Source organism: Methyloradius palustris (assembly GCF_019703875.1).
Classification (GTDB): domain Bacteria; phylum Pseudomonadota; class Gammaproteobacteria; order Burkholderiales; family Methylophilaceae; genus Methyloradius; species Methyloradius palustris.
Genome location: NZ_AP024110.1, coordinates 1,655,979 through 1,671,106, shown reverse-complemented (window position 1 = coordinate 1,671,106; position 15,128 = coordinate 1,655,979). Strand labels below are relative to the sequence as shown.

Genomic DNA, 15,128 nt, shown 5'->3' with positions numbered 1-15,128 from the left:
ACATGAATCAACGTGAAAGAAAAATGCTTGGTATTTTAAAAAAACTCAAGCAAGAGTGTGGGGCTGTGGCTGTTAAGGCAGAGTTTGAGGCCGAAGGCACACGAATAGACGAATTATTGAGGTTGATTGAAATTGCCCGCAAAGCCGACTTGAACTTCGCACTGAAAATAGGTGGTTGTGAAGCGATTAGAGACTTAATCGAGAGCAAACAACTTGGCGTTGAATATATCGTGGCACCCATGGTTGAGACCCCTTATGCATTGAGCAAGTTTATAGAAGCCAAAAATAAGATCTATGACAAGTTTGAGCAGCAGGACACGAATTTCCTTTTCAATGTAGAAACAATTACTGCTTTTAATCATCTCGACGAGATGGCAAAACTTGCATCCGCTGAAAATGGCTTAGATGGAATGGTCTTTGGGCGAGTAGATTTCGTAGGCTCATTAGGTTGGTCTAGGCTGGACATCAATACTGAAAAAGTTACAGATTACTGCATACAGGCAGCTAAAGTATGCTTGGCACACAAGTTGGATATGGTTGTAGGCGGTGCTGTCTCTATAGATGCTTTAGATATGTTAAATGCGATTAACAAAGCGCATTTGACAAGATTTGAAACGCGCAAAGTAATTTTTGACTCTTCTGCAATTACTAGTGCTGGTATTCAAGATGGATTGCTTGAGGCTGTCAAATTTGAAATGTTATGGCTTATGAACAAGCGTGATTATCATTCAGTGATCATGCGTGAAGATGAGGCAAGAATAGAGATGCTAGAAAGCCGTTGGAAGGTTCTAGACGAACAGTAGATTTGCAAAATGAATACATTATTAGTGATTGGTGGAACAGGTTTCTTTGGGAAATCAATCCTAGATGCTTTTGCTCGTGGTCTTTTATATCCATGGCACATTTCAAGAATTATTGTGATGTCTCGCAATGCAAATACTCTTTTAGAGCAGGCACCGCAGCTTGTAACATCTAATGTCGTACTGTATTCATCAAACATTACTAATGTCGAAACCTTACCTTTTGCTGAATATGTAATACACGCAGCAGCATCTACCGATATCCGAGATTATTTATTCAAACCTGAACATGAAAAAAACAATATAGAGGCAGGAACACTCAATTATTGTAATCTTGCACGGAAATTTCATCGCAATAGCAAAATTGTCTATGTAAGTTCAGGTGCGGTATATGGTGTTCAGCCATTTGATGTTGAAAAGTTGGCGGAAGATACAAAACCTTATTCGATAGAAAGTATGGAAGTAGGTAAGTTAGACTATGCAATCGGTAAGATTACTGCGGAAAATGCAATCCGCAACTTAGCGGCAGAAGGTATCAATTTGAGCATTGCCCGGTGCTTTGCTTTTGTTGGATGCTGGCTACCAAGAGATCAACATTTTGCTATTGGTAATTTTATTGAAGATGCTCTTAAAGGCAGAAGTGTGGTTGTAAAAACTCAGCACAAAGTCTATCGAAGCTATATGTATGCCGATGATCTCGTTGAGTGGCTAATGACTATTGCGGATCACTCTTCGAATGAATGCCCTGCATATAATGTTGGTTCTGATAAGCAGGTATTAGTTGGAGATTTAGCGAGAGAAGTAGCGAAGATTACAAATGCATCCGCCCAAGTGCCCGCAATAATTGACGACCAAGTGGACCGATATATTCCATCAATTGAAAAAGCCAAATCAGAGTTAAACCTTAAGATTAAATATAGTCTTGAAGATGCAATACTAGAAACCATTAAAAAAGTGAAGTTATTAAGAATTTAATCTTAAAGGATTGCAGAAGAGCTTTAGATTAAATTGGATGACATTATTCCAAAGATAAAGAGATATAACTTTGAGTTTATTTAGATAATGGGTATTTATTTAGAATTAGTTCTAAGTAAATATTCTAACTTCGGGAATGGATGTCAGCGTGTGGTCAGCTATTGAAAAATAGTCACTATTGAGTTTGATAAAATAATAGGTACATGTAATGAATGAGAATATAGACTTTGGGGGACTGCTAGCTTGATAGTTTTGACAGGCGCAACGGGATTTTTAGGAAGTCATTTACTTGGTAAGTTGTTGAGCCAGGGCTATAAGGTGATAGCTGTTGTTAGAGTAAACTCAAATTTCTCACGAATTAATAAATGGTTAAATCATCCAAATTTTAGATTTTACAATTGTGAAGAAATATCTCTACGCTCAATTTTTGAGCAAAATAAAGTTGATGTGATAGTGCACACTGCAACTGAATACGGACGTGGGAATGGCAGTATTTCTAAAATATTAGATGCTAATCTAATATTGCCAATTCGCTTATTGGAACTTGGTATTGAGTATGGAGTGCAATGTTTTATCAATACAGACTCATATTTTAATAAAGCTGGCAGTACCTACTCAAACCTATTAAATTACTCGTTATCGAAAAAAAGCTTATTAGTTTGGCTCAAACAGTTCTCAACTCAAATTAATATAATTAATGTCACCTTGGAGCATATGTACGGTCCATACGATAGTAGGTCAAAGTTTGTAGAGAGCCTAGTACAAGCAATTGCAGTTGAGCGAATTTCGCAAGTTAATCTTACACATGGGCATCAAAAACGTGATTTTATTTATGTGGATGACGTAACTGATGCATTTGTGACACTTATTAAATATGGAAGCAATCACAGTTTTACTTTCAAAAATTTTGAAGTGGGAACAGGTAATAGTTTGCAAGTCAGGGACTTTTCACAATCAGTCAAAGATTTATCTCATAGTTCATCAGCTTTATGTTTTGGGGCTATTGAGTATCGAAGTGACGAGATAATGGATTCAAAAGCAGATGTTAGTGCTATGAATGATCTGGGATGGACAGCAAAAGTTAATATTGAGGAGGGATTATTAAAAATATTTACTCTCTATATGGTAGATATTGATTATTAAAATGACATTAAGATTTTCGAAGTATTTATCCATATACCATTAGTGAGCGTAATAATATCTTGGCCTCAGCTCAACCTATATCACAACTTCTACGCCGACTTTGGAGCCATATAAGTTGGCGTAGAAGGTTGCAGTTGAAATTCTTAATTGTATTCATGATTATTTCTTCGTTCACAGAGATTGTAAGTGTTGGCGCTGTATTGCCTTTCCTTGGAATTCTAACTGATCCTAATCGCATTTTTGAGCATCCTCTTGCCCAGCCTTTCATCAAAGTATTGGGAATAACATCGCCAGGTCAGTTACTTTTCCCCTTAACTATTGTTTTTTGTATAGCAGCGGTCGTGGCGGGAGCAATGAGATTATTAGTTTTATGGTCGACTATGCGATTATCTTTTGCTATTGGAATTGATCTCAGTATTAACGTTTTTCGCCGTACTTTATACCAGCCATATTCAGTTCATATTTCACGGAATAGTAGCGAAGTAATTAGTGGTATTACAGGAAAGATCAGTGAGGTTATCTCCTATATCCTTATACCTTGTTTAATATTTTTTAGTGCATGTGTAATGCTATTAGCAATTAATGTTGCTTTGATATCAATAATTCCAGTAACTGTCTTAGTAACCTTTGGATGTTGTGGGCTTGCTTACGTTGTCATAATTAAGCTGACTAAGAATATTGTTAGAAAAAATAGTGAGCAAATTGCTTATGAATCAAACCAGACTCTTAAGTCCTTGCAAGAAGGTTTGGGAGGGATTCGAGACGTATTAATTGACGGCACACAAGATTACTTTTGTGAGAAGTACCTTAAATCTGAGAAAAAACTGCGAAGAGCTCAAGGTAGCAACCAGATATTAAGCAATGGACCACGGTATTTTATGGAAGTTTTGGCCATGATGCTACTGGCAATTCTTGCCTATATTCTTACTAAACAGGCTACTAATGCTGCTGCAGCGGTGCCAACTCTTGCAGCTATAGCGCTTGGTATGCAGCGCTTGTTACCGGCATTACAACAAATTTATTGGGCGTGGTCGACAATCCACGGAGCACAAGCCTCTTTGCAGGATGCGCTCGAGTTATTAGATCAAAAGATACCTGATCATCAAATTAGCCTTTCTAAAGCCTCTATTAGGTTTGAAAAGGATATTCGATTAAATAATATTTCATATCGCTACACCCAACAAACTCCATGGGTATTTAGAGAAGTGAATCTTGTAATTAATAAAGGTAGCCGTGTAGGGTTTATTGGGACTACTGGAAGCGGCAAAAGCACGCTTCTGGATATCGTTATGGGGCTATTGCAACCAAGTGAAGGTAGCCTTAAGGTTGATGGTACGGAGATCACTCCTCCTAATTTATCTGCATGGCAATCTCGAATTGCTCATGTTCCTCAAGCAATTTACTTGTCTGATAATAGTATTGAAGAAAATATAGCTTTTGGCATACATAAAACTAGTATTGATTCTCAACGAGTAAAACATGCAGCAGAGCAAGCGCAAATAGCAAACCTGATTGAAGAGTGGCCTAATAAATATAACACTACTATTGGTGAGAGAGGTGTTCAGCTATCTGGAGGACAGCGTCAACGAATTGGTATTGCTCGTGCTCTATATAAGGAGGCAGACATTATCATATTTGATGAGGCAACCAGCGCATTAGATAATGAGACTGAACAATTTGTTATGAACGCTATCGAAAATTTAAGTGAAAACATTACTATATTTATTATTGCCCATAGACTTACTACAGTTAAAAACTGTACGCATATTATTGAAATGCGAGACGGTAAAATATATCAAACAAATGGATTGATCAATGACTGAAATAGCGTTGAGTTTCTGTATTCCTACCTACAATAGGGCTCAAAGTGTTTATGCTTTAGTTATAAATATCCTTTCTTGTAGTGACGCCGATATTGAAGTTGTTGTATTAGATAATTGCTCTACTGATGATACTTTAACTATTCTCAAATCAATTAATGATGAAAGACTGTTACTTTTTAGTAACGAGAAAAATATGGGTGGTTTGTACAATGGATTAAATGTCTTAAATAAGGCAAGGGGAAAGTATTTAGTATTTTCAACTGATAAAGATAATTTAATTGCCAATCAAATAACTAAATTTAAATCATTTCTTTTGCAACATACAAATATTAGTTGCGGTTTTTGTGAGCTTAATTCATTAAATAAATCTCTGCCTGAAATATTTTCCAAAGGGATTCTCGCAATAAAAAATGTAGCGTACAAAGGAAATCATCCAACAGGGTATTTTTTTAAGAATGAATTTTTGAAGTTGATTAATCACACTGAGAGATTTTCAGATTTTAGATTCGTCGATGTGTTTGCATTGGATTTTATTTTCGCAGAGCTTTGTACATTGGGCGATGGCGCAATTTACCACAACAAAGTATTTATTACTGAAACTGCAGAAGTAGCCGCTAAACATAAATCTTATAATGCTAGTGGAAAATCAAAAGAAGCTTTTTATTCTCCTGAGGGTAGACTAAAAGTGGCTTTGAATTATACAACTCATATTAATTCTCTAGCGCTTAGAAGGCAGGAAAAAGATATGCTAGTGATTGATGTGTTTACTCGAAATATACTTGCTGCAACTTTTGGGTATAAAGCTCTAATGGAGAATAAGTATTTATGTCTTCATTATGATATGGAATCTAGGGATGTATATCTGGCAGAGTTATTGTCTATTGGCTTATATTTTTATAAAGATTTTTCACGAAAAAACCTTTATTTCTCAGGCAACTATAGCATCAGAAAATTAATTTTTGATGCTCACATTTCATTTAGTATTCTTCGAATAGTTTTGGGGACGATAAGAGCTCGACTCTTTCGCTTTCCTATTAATTAATAGTGAGTGATTAATTTTAATGCCCAACATCGATACTTTTTCGTCTTTTAATTAGATTGCTCAAGAATTTTGTAAGTCACTGAAAGATATTAATGATTCTGAGTAATGAGCCATTATTGACCATCGCTATTCCAACATATAATAGATGTGAGCTTTTAACATTTTGTTTGGAAAGAATAAAAAATGAGTTTTTTAGATTAACCGAGCATGAGCAAGGGCTAGTCACAATTTTTATATCGGATAATGCTTCTACAGATAATACATCGGAGGTCATATTAAAATATAAAAGTATTTTTCTTGGGAGATTAGAGTCTATAAAGAATGCTAATAATATGGGTATGGATTTCAATTTTATTCAATGTTACGAGTCTGCTAAAAGCCCCTATGTATGGATTTTTGGTGACGATGATGTGCTTTTGCCTTATGGATTAAACAAAGTATTGAATGCAATTTCCTCGCAAGATGTTGATCTTTTATATGTAAACAACTATTGGTTTATAAATGATTATGAAGAAAAAGTTTTTGGAAATAAAAAGCATGGGGAAATAAGATATAAAACTTCATTTGAATTTACAAAGCAAACAAATGTAATGCTGACATATCTTTCAGGTTTAATTGTGCGGAGCGGAATTGGCAGAGAGTATAGAAACGAATTGATGGGTACCAAACTAGTTCAGCTCAGTTGGGTTTTGCCACAATTAATTCATGGAAAAATTTTTATTTTTCTACAGGACTGGATCGTGGCTGCAAAAGGTGGGAATACTGAAGGATATAGTTTAATTAAAGTTTTTGGCGAAAATCTACAAACCATTTCCCGCCGAATTCTATTTGATAAGCCTAAAGAAGCTCAATCCATTGTGAATGGAACTATTGTAAATTTTTTCCCTGGGTTTGTTTTGGAAATTAGAATGAAATCTAGTAAATTTATTGAAAGCAATATTGGGCTTAGCCTAAGCAAAATATTTGATAGTAATTGGAGATATTATATTTTTTTATTTCCTCTTCTTAAGCTTCCATTATTCTTGGCATTTCGTTATAACCAATTCTTAAATATACTTCGGCGTGTTCTTGGTACAAGGTTGGTATAAAAAATGATTAATAAGGTTATGGTTATATCGTGATGTCATTTTTGCGTTTCGTGTTTGGAAATGTTCGATATGTATTGAAGTCTTCGAGTAATGAGCGTTCACTTGCAGCGATAATTAAGGTAATTAAAGAGTTAGTAAATATTGCATTTAGCATCTTGTCGGCAAAAGTAGTTGGGTGGCCTAATTCATGTCTAGGTTCTGGGTCACGCGTATCGGGTAGTAATGGAATTGTGGTTAAGGGGCTGGCATCGATAAAAAAGCAAGCCTGGATTGAGGCGGTTTTTAAATATAATGCACAATTATTCTCGCCATCAATAATAATTGGATATCGTTTTTATGCTGCTGACAGATTGCATATTTCAGCTATAAATAAAATAGAAATTGGTGATGATTGTTTGTTTGGTAGTAGTGTCTATATTAGTGATCATAACCATGGATCGTATAAAGGAATTGAGCAAAGCAATCCCCAAGAGTCACCAATAGCAAGAAAATTGGTTTCTTTGGGCCCTGTCATTATCGGAAATAATGTATGGCTTGGAGATAATGTAGTGATCGTTGGCCCAGTGAAAATTGGCAGTGGTTCGGTAATCGGCGCTAATTCAGTGATAACAAAGGATATCCCAGAGATGGCGATTGCTGCTGGAGTTCCAGCTCAAATTCTGAAGAAATTTAATGTTGAAACTAATGTGTGGGAAAAAGTTATCAATTAAACGTGTAGTTCAGCGCAAATCTAGATTTAAACTTTACAAAAAATCTCAAGGATAATGCATGGCAAGTGATCGGCATAAATACGAATATAGGGTTGCATTAGACGCAGATAGTGGGCCTGCTCGCGTTGTAAGGATTGTGGGGGAGAGTAAGCGCGTTCTAGAAATAGGGTGTGGGCCTGGATCAATTACAAAGCTTCTAGCTGGTGTATCAAAATGCAAGGTCACTGCCTTAGATATTGATCAAGAATCAATTAAAAAGCTAGCCTCTATATGTGAAGAAGTTCATCAGGCGGATTTGAATGATGCTTCTTGGCCAAAAGTATTAAAAAATAATCAGCAGTTTGAGGTGGTTGTTGCCGCAGATGTATTAGAGCATGTTTATGAACCTTTGAAAGTCTTGAAATCTATCAAGGAGCTACTGGATAAAGATGGTTATATGGTTATATCTTTACCACATGCTGGTCATTCAGTAGTGCATGCTTGCCTGTTTGATGAAGACTTTGAATATCTGGATTTTGGTTTGTTAGATCGAACACATATACGCTTTTTTGGTATTAAAAATATACAAAAACTTTTTGAAGATGCTGGAATGAAAATTGTGCATGCTGAATTTGTTGTTCGAAATCCTGAACATACTGAATTTTCAAAGCGTTGGGCAAAAACATCAAAAGAATTGCGCGATGCACTTGCAAAAAATCCTTTTGGATTGATATATCAAGTGATTGTAAAGGCTGTACCAGTTGGGAATGCTGGCGAACCAATCAATCTAATTGAAATGGCAGTTATTCCTCAAACGCCTACTTTCATGGATTCAACACGAGCGTTTTTACGCTTATATCTTAGTGATGGTATATATAAAAAATTACTAAAACTATACCAGCTACGTCATAAATATTTCGTCAAAAAATCTTAATTAATCATAAATAATGAACTACATAAACTCAGGCTTGAGTTGAAGTTTGTATTCAAGGTTCAATATAAGTAGTAAGTCTAGGGTGCTGGTAATGGGTATTTCTCGAAAACAAAATATAGAAGCGCCAGATAATTCAATAAAGTTAATTGCAATGTATTTCCCACAACTACATGCAATACCTGAAAATGATGAATGGTGGGGTAAAGGGTTTACCGATTGGGATAATGTTAAATCTGGAGTTCCGCAATATGATGGGCATCATCAGCCACGTATTCCGCTTAAAAACAATTATTACGATCAGTCTGAACTAGAGACATTACGCTGGCAGATTAATCTGGCCCAACAATATGGTGTGCATGGATTTTGTCACTATCATTACTGGTTTGATGGCAAACAATTGCTTGAAACCCCTACTAACTTAATGTTGGAAAATAAGGAGTTGGATTTCCCTTTTTGTTTGTCATGGGCGAATGAGACTTGGTCAAAAAGATGGGATGGTCGTGATCATCACATTCTTATCCAACAAACGCATCCTGCGACTAAACATAGTTGGAAAAAACACTATGACTATTTGATTAAAGCCTGGAAAGACCCTAGGGCAATTAAAGTGGATGGTAAACCTGTCTTTGTTATTTATAGACCACAACGTATAGAGAAGATTGATGGAATGTTGGCTTATTGGCGTGAGCTTGCTGTAAAAGATGGTCTGCCGGGACTATATTTTATTTTTCAGAAGCAATACGAACTACCTAATAGCGATTGTTTAAATTCATTCGATGCTATATTCCAATTTCAGCCTTTTGAGGCGGTTGGTTCTCCTTCATACAATACAAGATCAATCCGACATTCACAGCTATTTAAATTGGTTAGAAGCTTGCCTGAGAAATATCAAGATTTGCTGAGAGGTTTAAGAGCAAAATTTATTAAAGAACTAACTTTTCATAATTATGAGGAAGCATGGCAGCATATTGTAGAGATTCGGCCTGACAATAAATTAACTACTTATCCAGGAGCATTCGTAGATTGGGATAATACGGCGCGTTACAAAAAAAGAGCCACAATTTTTAGAGGGGCTACACCTGAGAGATTTTATTTTTGGATGAAAAAATTAGTTGGGACAATGAGTGAGAGAAAGTTACCTCAAAACTTCATTTTTCTTAACGCTTGGAACGAGTGGAGTGAGGGGACATATTTAGAGCCAGATGAGAAAACCTCACATCAATACCTAGAAGCGCTCGAGAAAGCGTTGTCGACTAACTCTAATAATTAAAACGCCTAGTGCCGCTTAGAAAATTTCAAATTGAAAAAGACAATAAAAAACTCTAATGAATATGAAAAATATTTTTCACATTTAAAGCAAATTAGTATTCTCGGGAGTATTTATAAAAAATATCTCTCATCACCAATTATATTTATTAGTGCCCGTTTTTTTGGAAAAGATGTGATCGAAATAGGGTCTGGAATAGGTAGTGGGCTATTGGGGTCATTTCCCAATACAGTTAAAGGCTTAGATATTAATCCTATTGCTATTGATTATTGCAAGTCAAAAGGTATGCGTGCCGAATTGATTAATATTGATGGGAAATTTCCTATATCAGATAGTCAATTTGATTGTTGTGTACTTGATAACGTACTAGAGCATATAGAAGACCCGCAAAAGACACTAGATGAATGCTATCGGATAACTAGGCAGGGTGGAGGTCTTGTTATTGTAGTCCCTGGTATCCGTGGTTTTAATTCTGATATTGACCATAAAAAGTTCTACGACTCAATTGATTTAAAAGGGCTTGATGTGAGGTGGCAATTTCTCAATTCTTTTTCTATTCCTTTTTTCTTTAAAAGTGACGTTTTTTCACGTTTGATCAGGCAATATTGTTTAATAGCTGTTTACAGAAAAATTTAGATATAGTGTTTGTAGACTAAAAAAATGAAAGACCCTCTGTTTAGCAAAGCTAATACTATATCAATTTCAATTGTGAGCCACTTGCAAGGCCATTTGGTCAAATTACTTTTACAAGATATAAAAGAAAACTGTAAAGAAAACTCTATCGAGATTTTACTTACAATTAATTTACCCGAGAATCTAGAATTAGATCTTATTGAATATTCTTTTCCTATAGTTATCACTAATAATTCTAAACCTAAAGGATTTGCAGAGAATCATAACCAAGCTTTCACTCGAGCAAAAGGTGAATACTTTTGTGTTCTCAATCCCGATATAAGAATCAATGAAAATCCATTTGAGCATCTACTTCATTTATTGGAAGATAAATCTATTGGATTAGCTGCACCCACTGTAATTGGAGAAAGTGGGCGTTTGGAAGATAGCATGCGCAAGTTTCCAACCCCACTAAAAATACTGGGGAAAGTAATTGGAATGTCTCAAGTAAATGACTATGAGGTAGGAATTGAGGCCATATTTCCTGATTGGGTCGCTGGGATGTTCATGATGTTCCGTTATGATATGTTCAAAAAGCTCAATGGGTTCGATCAAAAATACTTTCTGTATTATGAAGACGTTGATTTATGTGCCCGATTACGACTTGGGGGACATAAAGTCGTTGTTTCTCCGCAATCACAGATAATTCATTACGCAAGACGTAGTAGTCACCATAAGCTTAAATATCTCATTTGGCATCTAAGTAGCATGCTGCAATTTTTTTCTTCAGCAGTATATTGGCAATTGAAACTTCGCTAATAATGAGATTTCTAGTAACAGGTGCAAACGGTTTTGTCGGCAGTAGACTTATCCGAAGATTAGTAGCTGATGGATATAATGTTAAAGCGATCGTGCGGAGTGATCAGCCGATAGCCTCACATGCTAATAAAATTATTGTTCCTTGCGTTAATGCAGAGACCGATTGGTCAGTTTACTTGCATGATATCGAAATTATTGTTCATCTTGCCGCGCGGGTTCATGTAATGAATGAATTGTCGAATGACTCATTGACTGCTTTTCAGGAGGTAAATCTGCATGCTACTGTCAATTTGGCAGTGCAGGCAGCAAAGGCAGGCGTAAGAAGATTTGTATATATCAGTAGTATTAAAGTGAATGGTGAATATACACATAGCCATCCGTTTACTGAATTGGATGCACCGAATCCGAAAGATCCTTACGGCATTTCGAAATGGCAGACAGAGCAGGCATTAAGGGCGGTTTCTATTCGAACAGGTATGCAAATAGTGATTGTTCGCCCCCCACTTATTTACGGCATTGGAGTAAAAGCAAACTTTCTTAATCTTATGAAATTGATTGACCGAAGGGTGCCTTTGCCATTCGGTAGTATTAATAATAAACGTAGCATGCTGTATGTCGAGAATTTGGTGGATGCTTTAGTCCAGTGTGCTATACATGAAAAGGCAGCAGGGGAAACTTACTTGCTTAGTGATGGTTATGATGTTTCCACGCCAGAGTTATGTCGTTTAATAGCTATGTCCTTTGGTAGGTCTGTCTGGATGATAAATTTTAATTTACTCATTATGTACTGGCTAAGTAAGCTATTAGGTAAGTCAGCAGCAATTGAGAGGCTAACTCAATCTCTCCAGATTGATAGTAGAAAAATACGTCGCGATCTAGGCTGGTCTCCCCCATATACGATTGAACAGGGTCTTGCTGAAACTGTCGATTGGTTTAAGTCTATTAAAAATTAGGCATATGTTTATCTCGTCTATTATCAGTTTTCTGCTGACATTTGCCATATTGCTTTCCCTATTGAAAACTGGTTTGAAAAATCTCATTCTGGATATACCCAACCAGCGATCTTTGCATCATCAGTCTATTCCACGGTCTGGCGGCTTGGCCATTATGGCTGGTGTATTGTTGACTTGGGTTTTATATGCACATATATGGCTTTGGTCGGCATTGGCTTTAATCTTGGTATTGAACTCGTTGCTAGATGATATTAAGGGCTTGTCTATTAAATGGCGTTTCCTGATTCAGATAATCGCCTCAATTTTTTTTCTTTATTACTTTGGCATAAGCCTGCCTTGGTGGTTATATGTCTTAACTCTTTTCTGCATGGTATGGATGGTAAATCTTTATAACTTCATGGATGGCTCAGATGGCCTTGCAGGCGGTATGGCATTTATTGGTTTTGGGACTTATGCGCTAGCCGCCTATGTAGCCCATGACAACCAGACTGTTTTAATGAGCGCTTCCCTGGCTAGCGCTGCTTTATCTTTTCTTATTTTCAATTTCCACCCGGCCAAGATATTTATGGGAGACTGTGGATCAATTCCACTTGGTTTTCTGGCTGCCTCAATCGGCTTTTATGGTTGGCAACATGGCTTATGGGCTGTCTGGTTCCCTATTCTTGTTTTTTCACCTTTTATAGTTGATGCAACGGTCACTTTGTTTAAGCGTGCTTGTCGTCGAGAGAATGTATGGCAAGCTCATCGCTCCCACTATTATCAGCATCTTGTGCAAATGGGCTGGGGACACAGAAAAACTGCAATTTATGAATATATTCTGATGATTTCAGTAGCTATATCTGCTTTGATACTCAATCAATGTCAGTGGATTGAACTAGTGACCGGGCTTTCAATTTGGATAGTAATCTATGGCATTATCGTGTTGCTCATTGATGATCGCTGGAAACAATTTCAGCATGCTGCAACAGTCATTCGGTAAAATAGTAATCCGTACTCAAGTAACGCTCAGATGAAAAAATTAAAACCAGTGAATCCCATTACAGAAATCAAGCTACCTATAGAATGGCGTTCATTTTCGGCGTTTGCTTATGACATTTTTGCTGCATTAATTTCTTGGATACTTGCATATAATCTGCGATTCAATTTTAACATTCCGTCTGAGTTCAGTTTGGCCTTGCAGCAGATCATGCTATGGGCTGTTCCACTGCAAAGTGTAATGTTTATTGCTTATGGCCTCTATAAAGGCATATGGCGTTTTGCTAGCTTGCCAGACTTGAAACGCATATTGATTGCAGTCTTCCTAGGTATGTTGGGTGTTGTGGCTATTCTAATTATGCTTAAGCCACATGGTGTCGTTCCCAGATCGGTATTAATTCTTGACCCAATTTTATTGGTCCTGATTATGGGTGGTGGGCGTTTTGCTTATCGCTCTTGGAAGGAACATACGCTTTACGGGAGCAGCCAGTCTCAAGGGGAGCCGGTGATTATTCTGGGTGCAGGTGAGGCAGCAATAGCGTTGGTAAAGGACTTGATGCGAAGTGAAGAATGGCGTGTGGTGGGTATGCTGGATGATGATGTTGCAATCAAAGGAAGGTATCTTTTAGGTGTTAAGGTATTGGGCGGTATTACTGAATTGCCTGAGATTGCAAGGTCGTTGAATGTTTCTAATGTAATTGTTGCGATGCCTTCTGCAAATCACCAGGCAAGGCGCAAGGCTGTTAGCCTTGCTAATTTTAATCACTTAACCGTACTCACGGTACCAGCGTTTGATGATTTATTAAGCGGTAAAGTCACTGTTTCGCAAATTCGTCGGGTCGAGGTTGAAGATTTGCTGGGGCGTGAGCCAGTGCACCTGAACGATGATGGTTTGCATGCCATGATAGAAGGCCGAGTCGTCATGGTGACTGGCGCTGGCGGCTCAATAGGTGCTGAGCTTTGCCGTCAAATAATAAAATACCAACCAGACTTACTCATATGTTTTGATATATCTGAGTATGCCTTATACGCAATAGAGCAAGAGTTCAAGGCGCGTTTCCCACAAGTGCAATCCATTTATGTGATTGGGGACGTAAAGAATGAAAAGCGCCTGAAATTGCTCTTGGAGAAATACCAACCCTCAGTCGTTTTCCATGCGGCGGCATATAAGCATGTGCCTTTGATGGAGCAAGAGAACGTTGCCGCAGCGCTTGCCAATAATGTCTTGGGGACTTATACCTTAGCTAAAGTATGCAAAGAGCTTGATGTGGAAAAATTCGTACTGATTTCTACTGACAAAGCTGTCAACCCTACTAATGTGATGGGTGCAAGCAAACGGTTGGCTGAGATGGTTTGCCAGGGTTTGCAAGATGCGCAGACAGCAAGAGCAATCAACACTCGATTTGTGATTGTGCGTTTTGGTAACGTGTTGGGTAGTAGTGGCAGCGTGATTCCAAAATTCAGGGAGCAGATTGCGAAGGGCGGGCCAGTTACTGTGACTCATCCAGAGATTACCCGCTACTTCATGTCGATTCCTGAGGCTGCGCAGTTGGTGATGCAGGCTGGTTTAATGGGCACTGGCGCTGAGATTTTTGTACTGGATATGGGTGAGCCTGTTCGTATCGCTGATCTGGCCTTGGATATGATCAGGCTATCTGGCCTTAATGAAAATGAAATCGAAATTCAATATACTGGTCTTCGTCCAGGCGAGAAGCTTTATGAAGAGTTGCTTGCCGATGATGAGCATACGCTGCCTACGCCGCATGAAAAGCTTCGTATTGCCGTTGCTCGTTCAGCCGATAAGGCTTGGGTAAAAGCCTTGATTAAGTGGGTTGAATCAACTGTTTCAACCGATGAGCCAAAGATAAAAGAAGAGTTGAAAATGTGGGTGGAAGAATATACTGGCGATATAAATGCCAACCAAGCGGAGAGCCATAAGATTGATGCTATGGTGCAATTGGCGCCACGCTCATCTACACTGCATTAAAATATGCCAAATTAATCAAAT

At 37.5% G+C, this 15,128-nt stretch carries 14 protein-coding genes; all 14 read left to right on the top strand.

Annotation, left to right across the window (positions count from 1 at the left end; all coding sequences use genetic code 11):
• Positions 1–2: 2 nt before the first annotated feature.
• The 14 genes from ZMTM_RS08055 (at position 3) to ZMTM_RS07990 (ending at position 15,107) form a co-directional block, all read left to right on the top strand.
• Positions 3–803: an aldolase/citrate lyase family protein gene (locus ZMTM_RS08055; protein ID WP_221763393.1), complete on the top strand. Its 801-nt coding sequence runs from the start codon at positions 3–5 to the stop codon at positions 801–803.
• A gap of 9 nt (positions 804–812) precedes the next feature.
• Positions 813–1,775, top strand: coding sequence for an NAD-dependent epimerase/dehydratase family protein (locus ZMTM_RS08050; RefSeq protein WP_221763392.1), 963 nt, complete (start codon positions 813–815; stop codon positions 1,773–1,775).
• 243 nt (positions 1,776–2,018) lie between these two features.
• Positions 2,019–2,918, top strand: a complete 900-nt coding sequence (locus ZMTM_RS08045; RefSeq protein ID WP_221763391.1) for an NAD-dependent epimerase/dehydratase family protein — start codon at positions 2,019–2,021, stop codon at positions 2,916–2,918.
• 134 nt (positions 2,919–3,052) lie between these two features.
• On the top strand, positions 3,053–4,741 hold the full coding sequence (locus tag ZMTM_RS08040; protein WP_225906993.1) for an ABC transporter ATP-binding protein: 1,689 nt from the start codon (positions 3,053–3,055) through the stop codon (positions 4,739–4,741).
• Complete coding sequence (locus ZMTM_RS08035) at positions 4,734–5,783, top strand: glycosyltransferase family 2 protein (protein ID WP_221763389.1); 1,050 nt, start codon at positions 4,734–4,736, stop codon at positions 5,781–5,783. Before ZMTM_RS08040 ends, ZMTM_RS08035 begins: the two co-directional genes overlap by 8 nt.
• Before the next feature lie 116 nt (positions 5,784–5,899).
• Positions 5,900–6,871 (top strand): glycosyltransferase family 2 protein, encoded by a 972-nt coding sequence (locus ZMTM_RS08030; RefSeq protein WP_221763388.1) that lies wholly within the window; start codon positions 5,900–5,902, stop codon positions 6,869–6,871.
• Between the two features lie 32 nt (positions 6,872–6,903).
• On the top strand, positions 6,904–7,581 hold the full coding sequence (locus ZMTM_RS08025; protein WP_225907138.1) for a DapH/DapD/GlmU-related protein: 678 nt from the start codon (positions 6,904–6,906) through the stop codon (positions 7,579–7,581).
• A 58-nt stretch (positions 7,582–7,639) separates the two neighbouring features.
• Positions 7,640–8,494, top strand: coding sequence for a class I SAM-dependent methyltransferase (locus tag ZMTM_RS08020; protein WP_221763386.1), 855 nt, complete (start codon positions 7,640–7,642; stop codon positions 8,492–8,494).
• Positions 8,495–8,585: 91 nt separating this feature from the next.
• Positions 8,586–9,764: a glycosyltransferase WbsX family protein gene (locus ZMTM_RS08015; RefSeq protein ID WP_221763385.1), complete on the top strand. Its 1,179-nt coding sequence runs from the start codon at positions 8,586–8,588 to the stop codon at positions 9,762–9,764.
• A gap of 30 nt (positions 9,765–9,794) precedes the next feature.
• On the top strand, positions 9,795–10,397 hold the full coding sequence (locus tag ZMTM_RS08010) for a class I SAM-dependent methyltransferase (protein ID WP_221763384.1): 603 nt from the start codon (positions 9,795–9,797) through the stop codon (positions 10,395–10,397).
• A 24-nt stretch (positions 10,398–10,421) separates the two neighbouring features.
• Entirely contained in the window at positions 10,422–11,192 is a 771-nt protein-coding gene (locus tag ZMTM_RS08005; RefSeq protein ID WP_221763383.1) for a glycosyltransferase, read from the top strand.
• Complete coding sequence (locus ZMTM_RS08000) at positions 11,171–12,145, top strand: UDP-glucose 4-epimerase family protein (RefSeq protein ID WP_225906992.1); 975 nt, start codon at positions 11,171–11,173, stop codon at positions 12,143–12,145. The genes ZMTM_RS08005 and ZMTM_RS08000 overlap by 22 nt, the downstream gene beginning before the upstream one ends.
• 61 nt (positions 12,146–12,206) lie before the next feature.
• Positions 12,207–13,124, top strand: a complete 918-nt coding sequence (locus ZMTM_RS07995; RefSeq protein WP_225906991.1) for an MraY family glycosyltransferase — start codon at positions 12,207–12,209, stop codon at positions 13,122–13,124.
• A gap of 30 nt (positions 13,125–13,154) precedes the next feature.
• Complete coding sequence (locus ZMTM_RS07990) at positions 13,155–15,107, top strand: polysaccharide biosynthesis protein (protein ID WP_221763381.1); 1,953 nt, start codon at positions 13,155–13,157, stop codon at positions 15,105–15,107.
• Positions 15,108–15,128: the final 21 nt, after the last annotated feature.

Coding starts and splice junctions, on each gene's coding strand:
- ZMTM_RS08050 (WP_221763392.1), top strand. CDS start 813: ATGAATACATTATTAGTGATTGGTGGAACAGGTTTCTTTGGGAAATCA.
- ZMTM_RS08055 (WP_221763393.1), top strand. CDS start 3: ATGAATCAACGTGAAAGAAAAATGCTTGGTATTTTAAAAAAACTCAAG.
- ZMTM_RS08035 (WP_221763389.1), top strand. CDS start 4,734: ATGACTGAAATAGCGTTGAGTTTCTGTATTCCTACCTACAATAGGGCT.
- ZMTM_RS08005 (WP_221763383.1), top strand. CDS start 10,422: ATGAAAGACCCTCTGTTTAGCAAAGCTAATACTATATCAATTTCAATT.
- ZMTM_RS08025 (WP_225907138.1), top strand. CDS start 6,904: ATGTCATTTTTGCGTTTCGTGTTTGGAAATGTTCGATATGTATTGAAG.
- ZMTM_RS08020 (WP_221763386.1), top strand. CDS start 7,640: ATGGCAAGTGATCGGCATAAATACGAATATAGGGTTGCATTAGACGCA.
- ZMTM_RS08015 (WP_221763385.1), top strand. CDS start 8,586: ATGGGTATTTCTCGAAAACAAAATATAGAAGCGCCAGATAATTCAATA.
- ZMTM_RS07990 (WP_221763381.1), top strand. CDS start 13,155: ATGAAAAAATTAAAACCAGTGAATCCCATTACAGAAATCAAGCTACCT.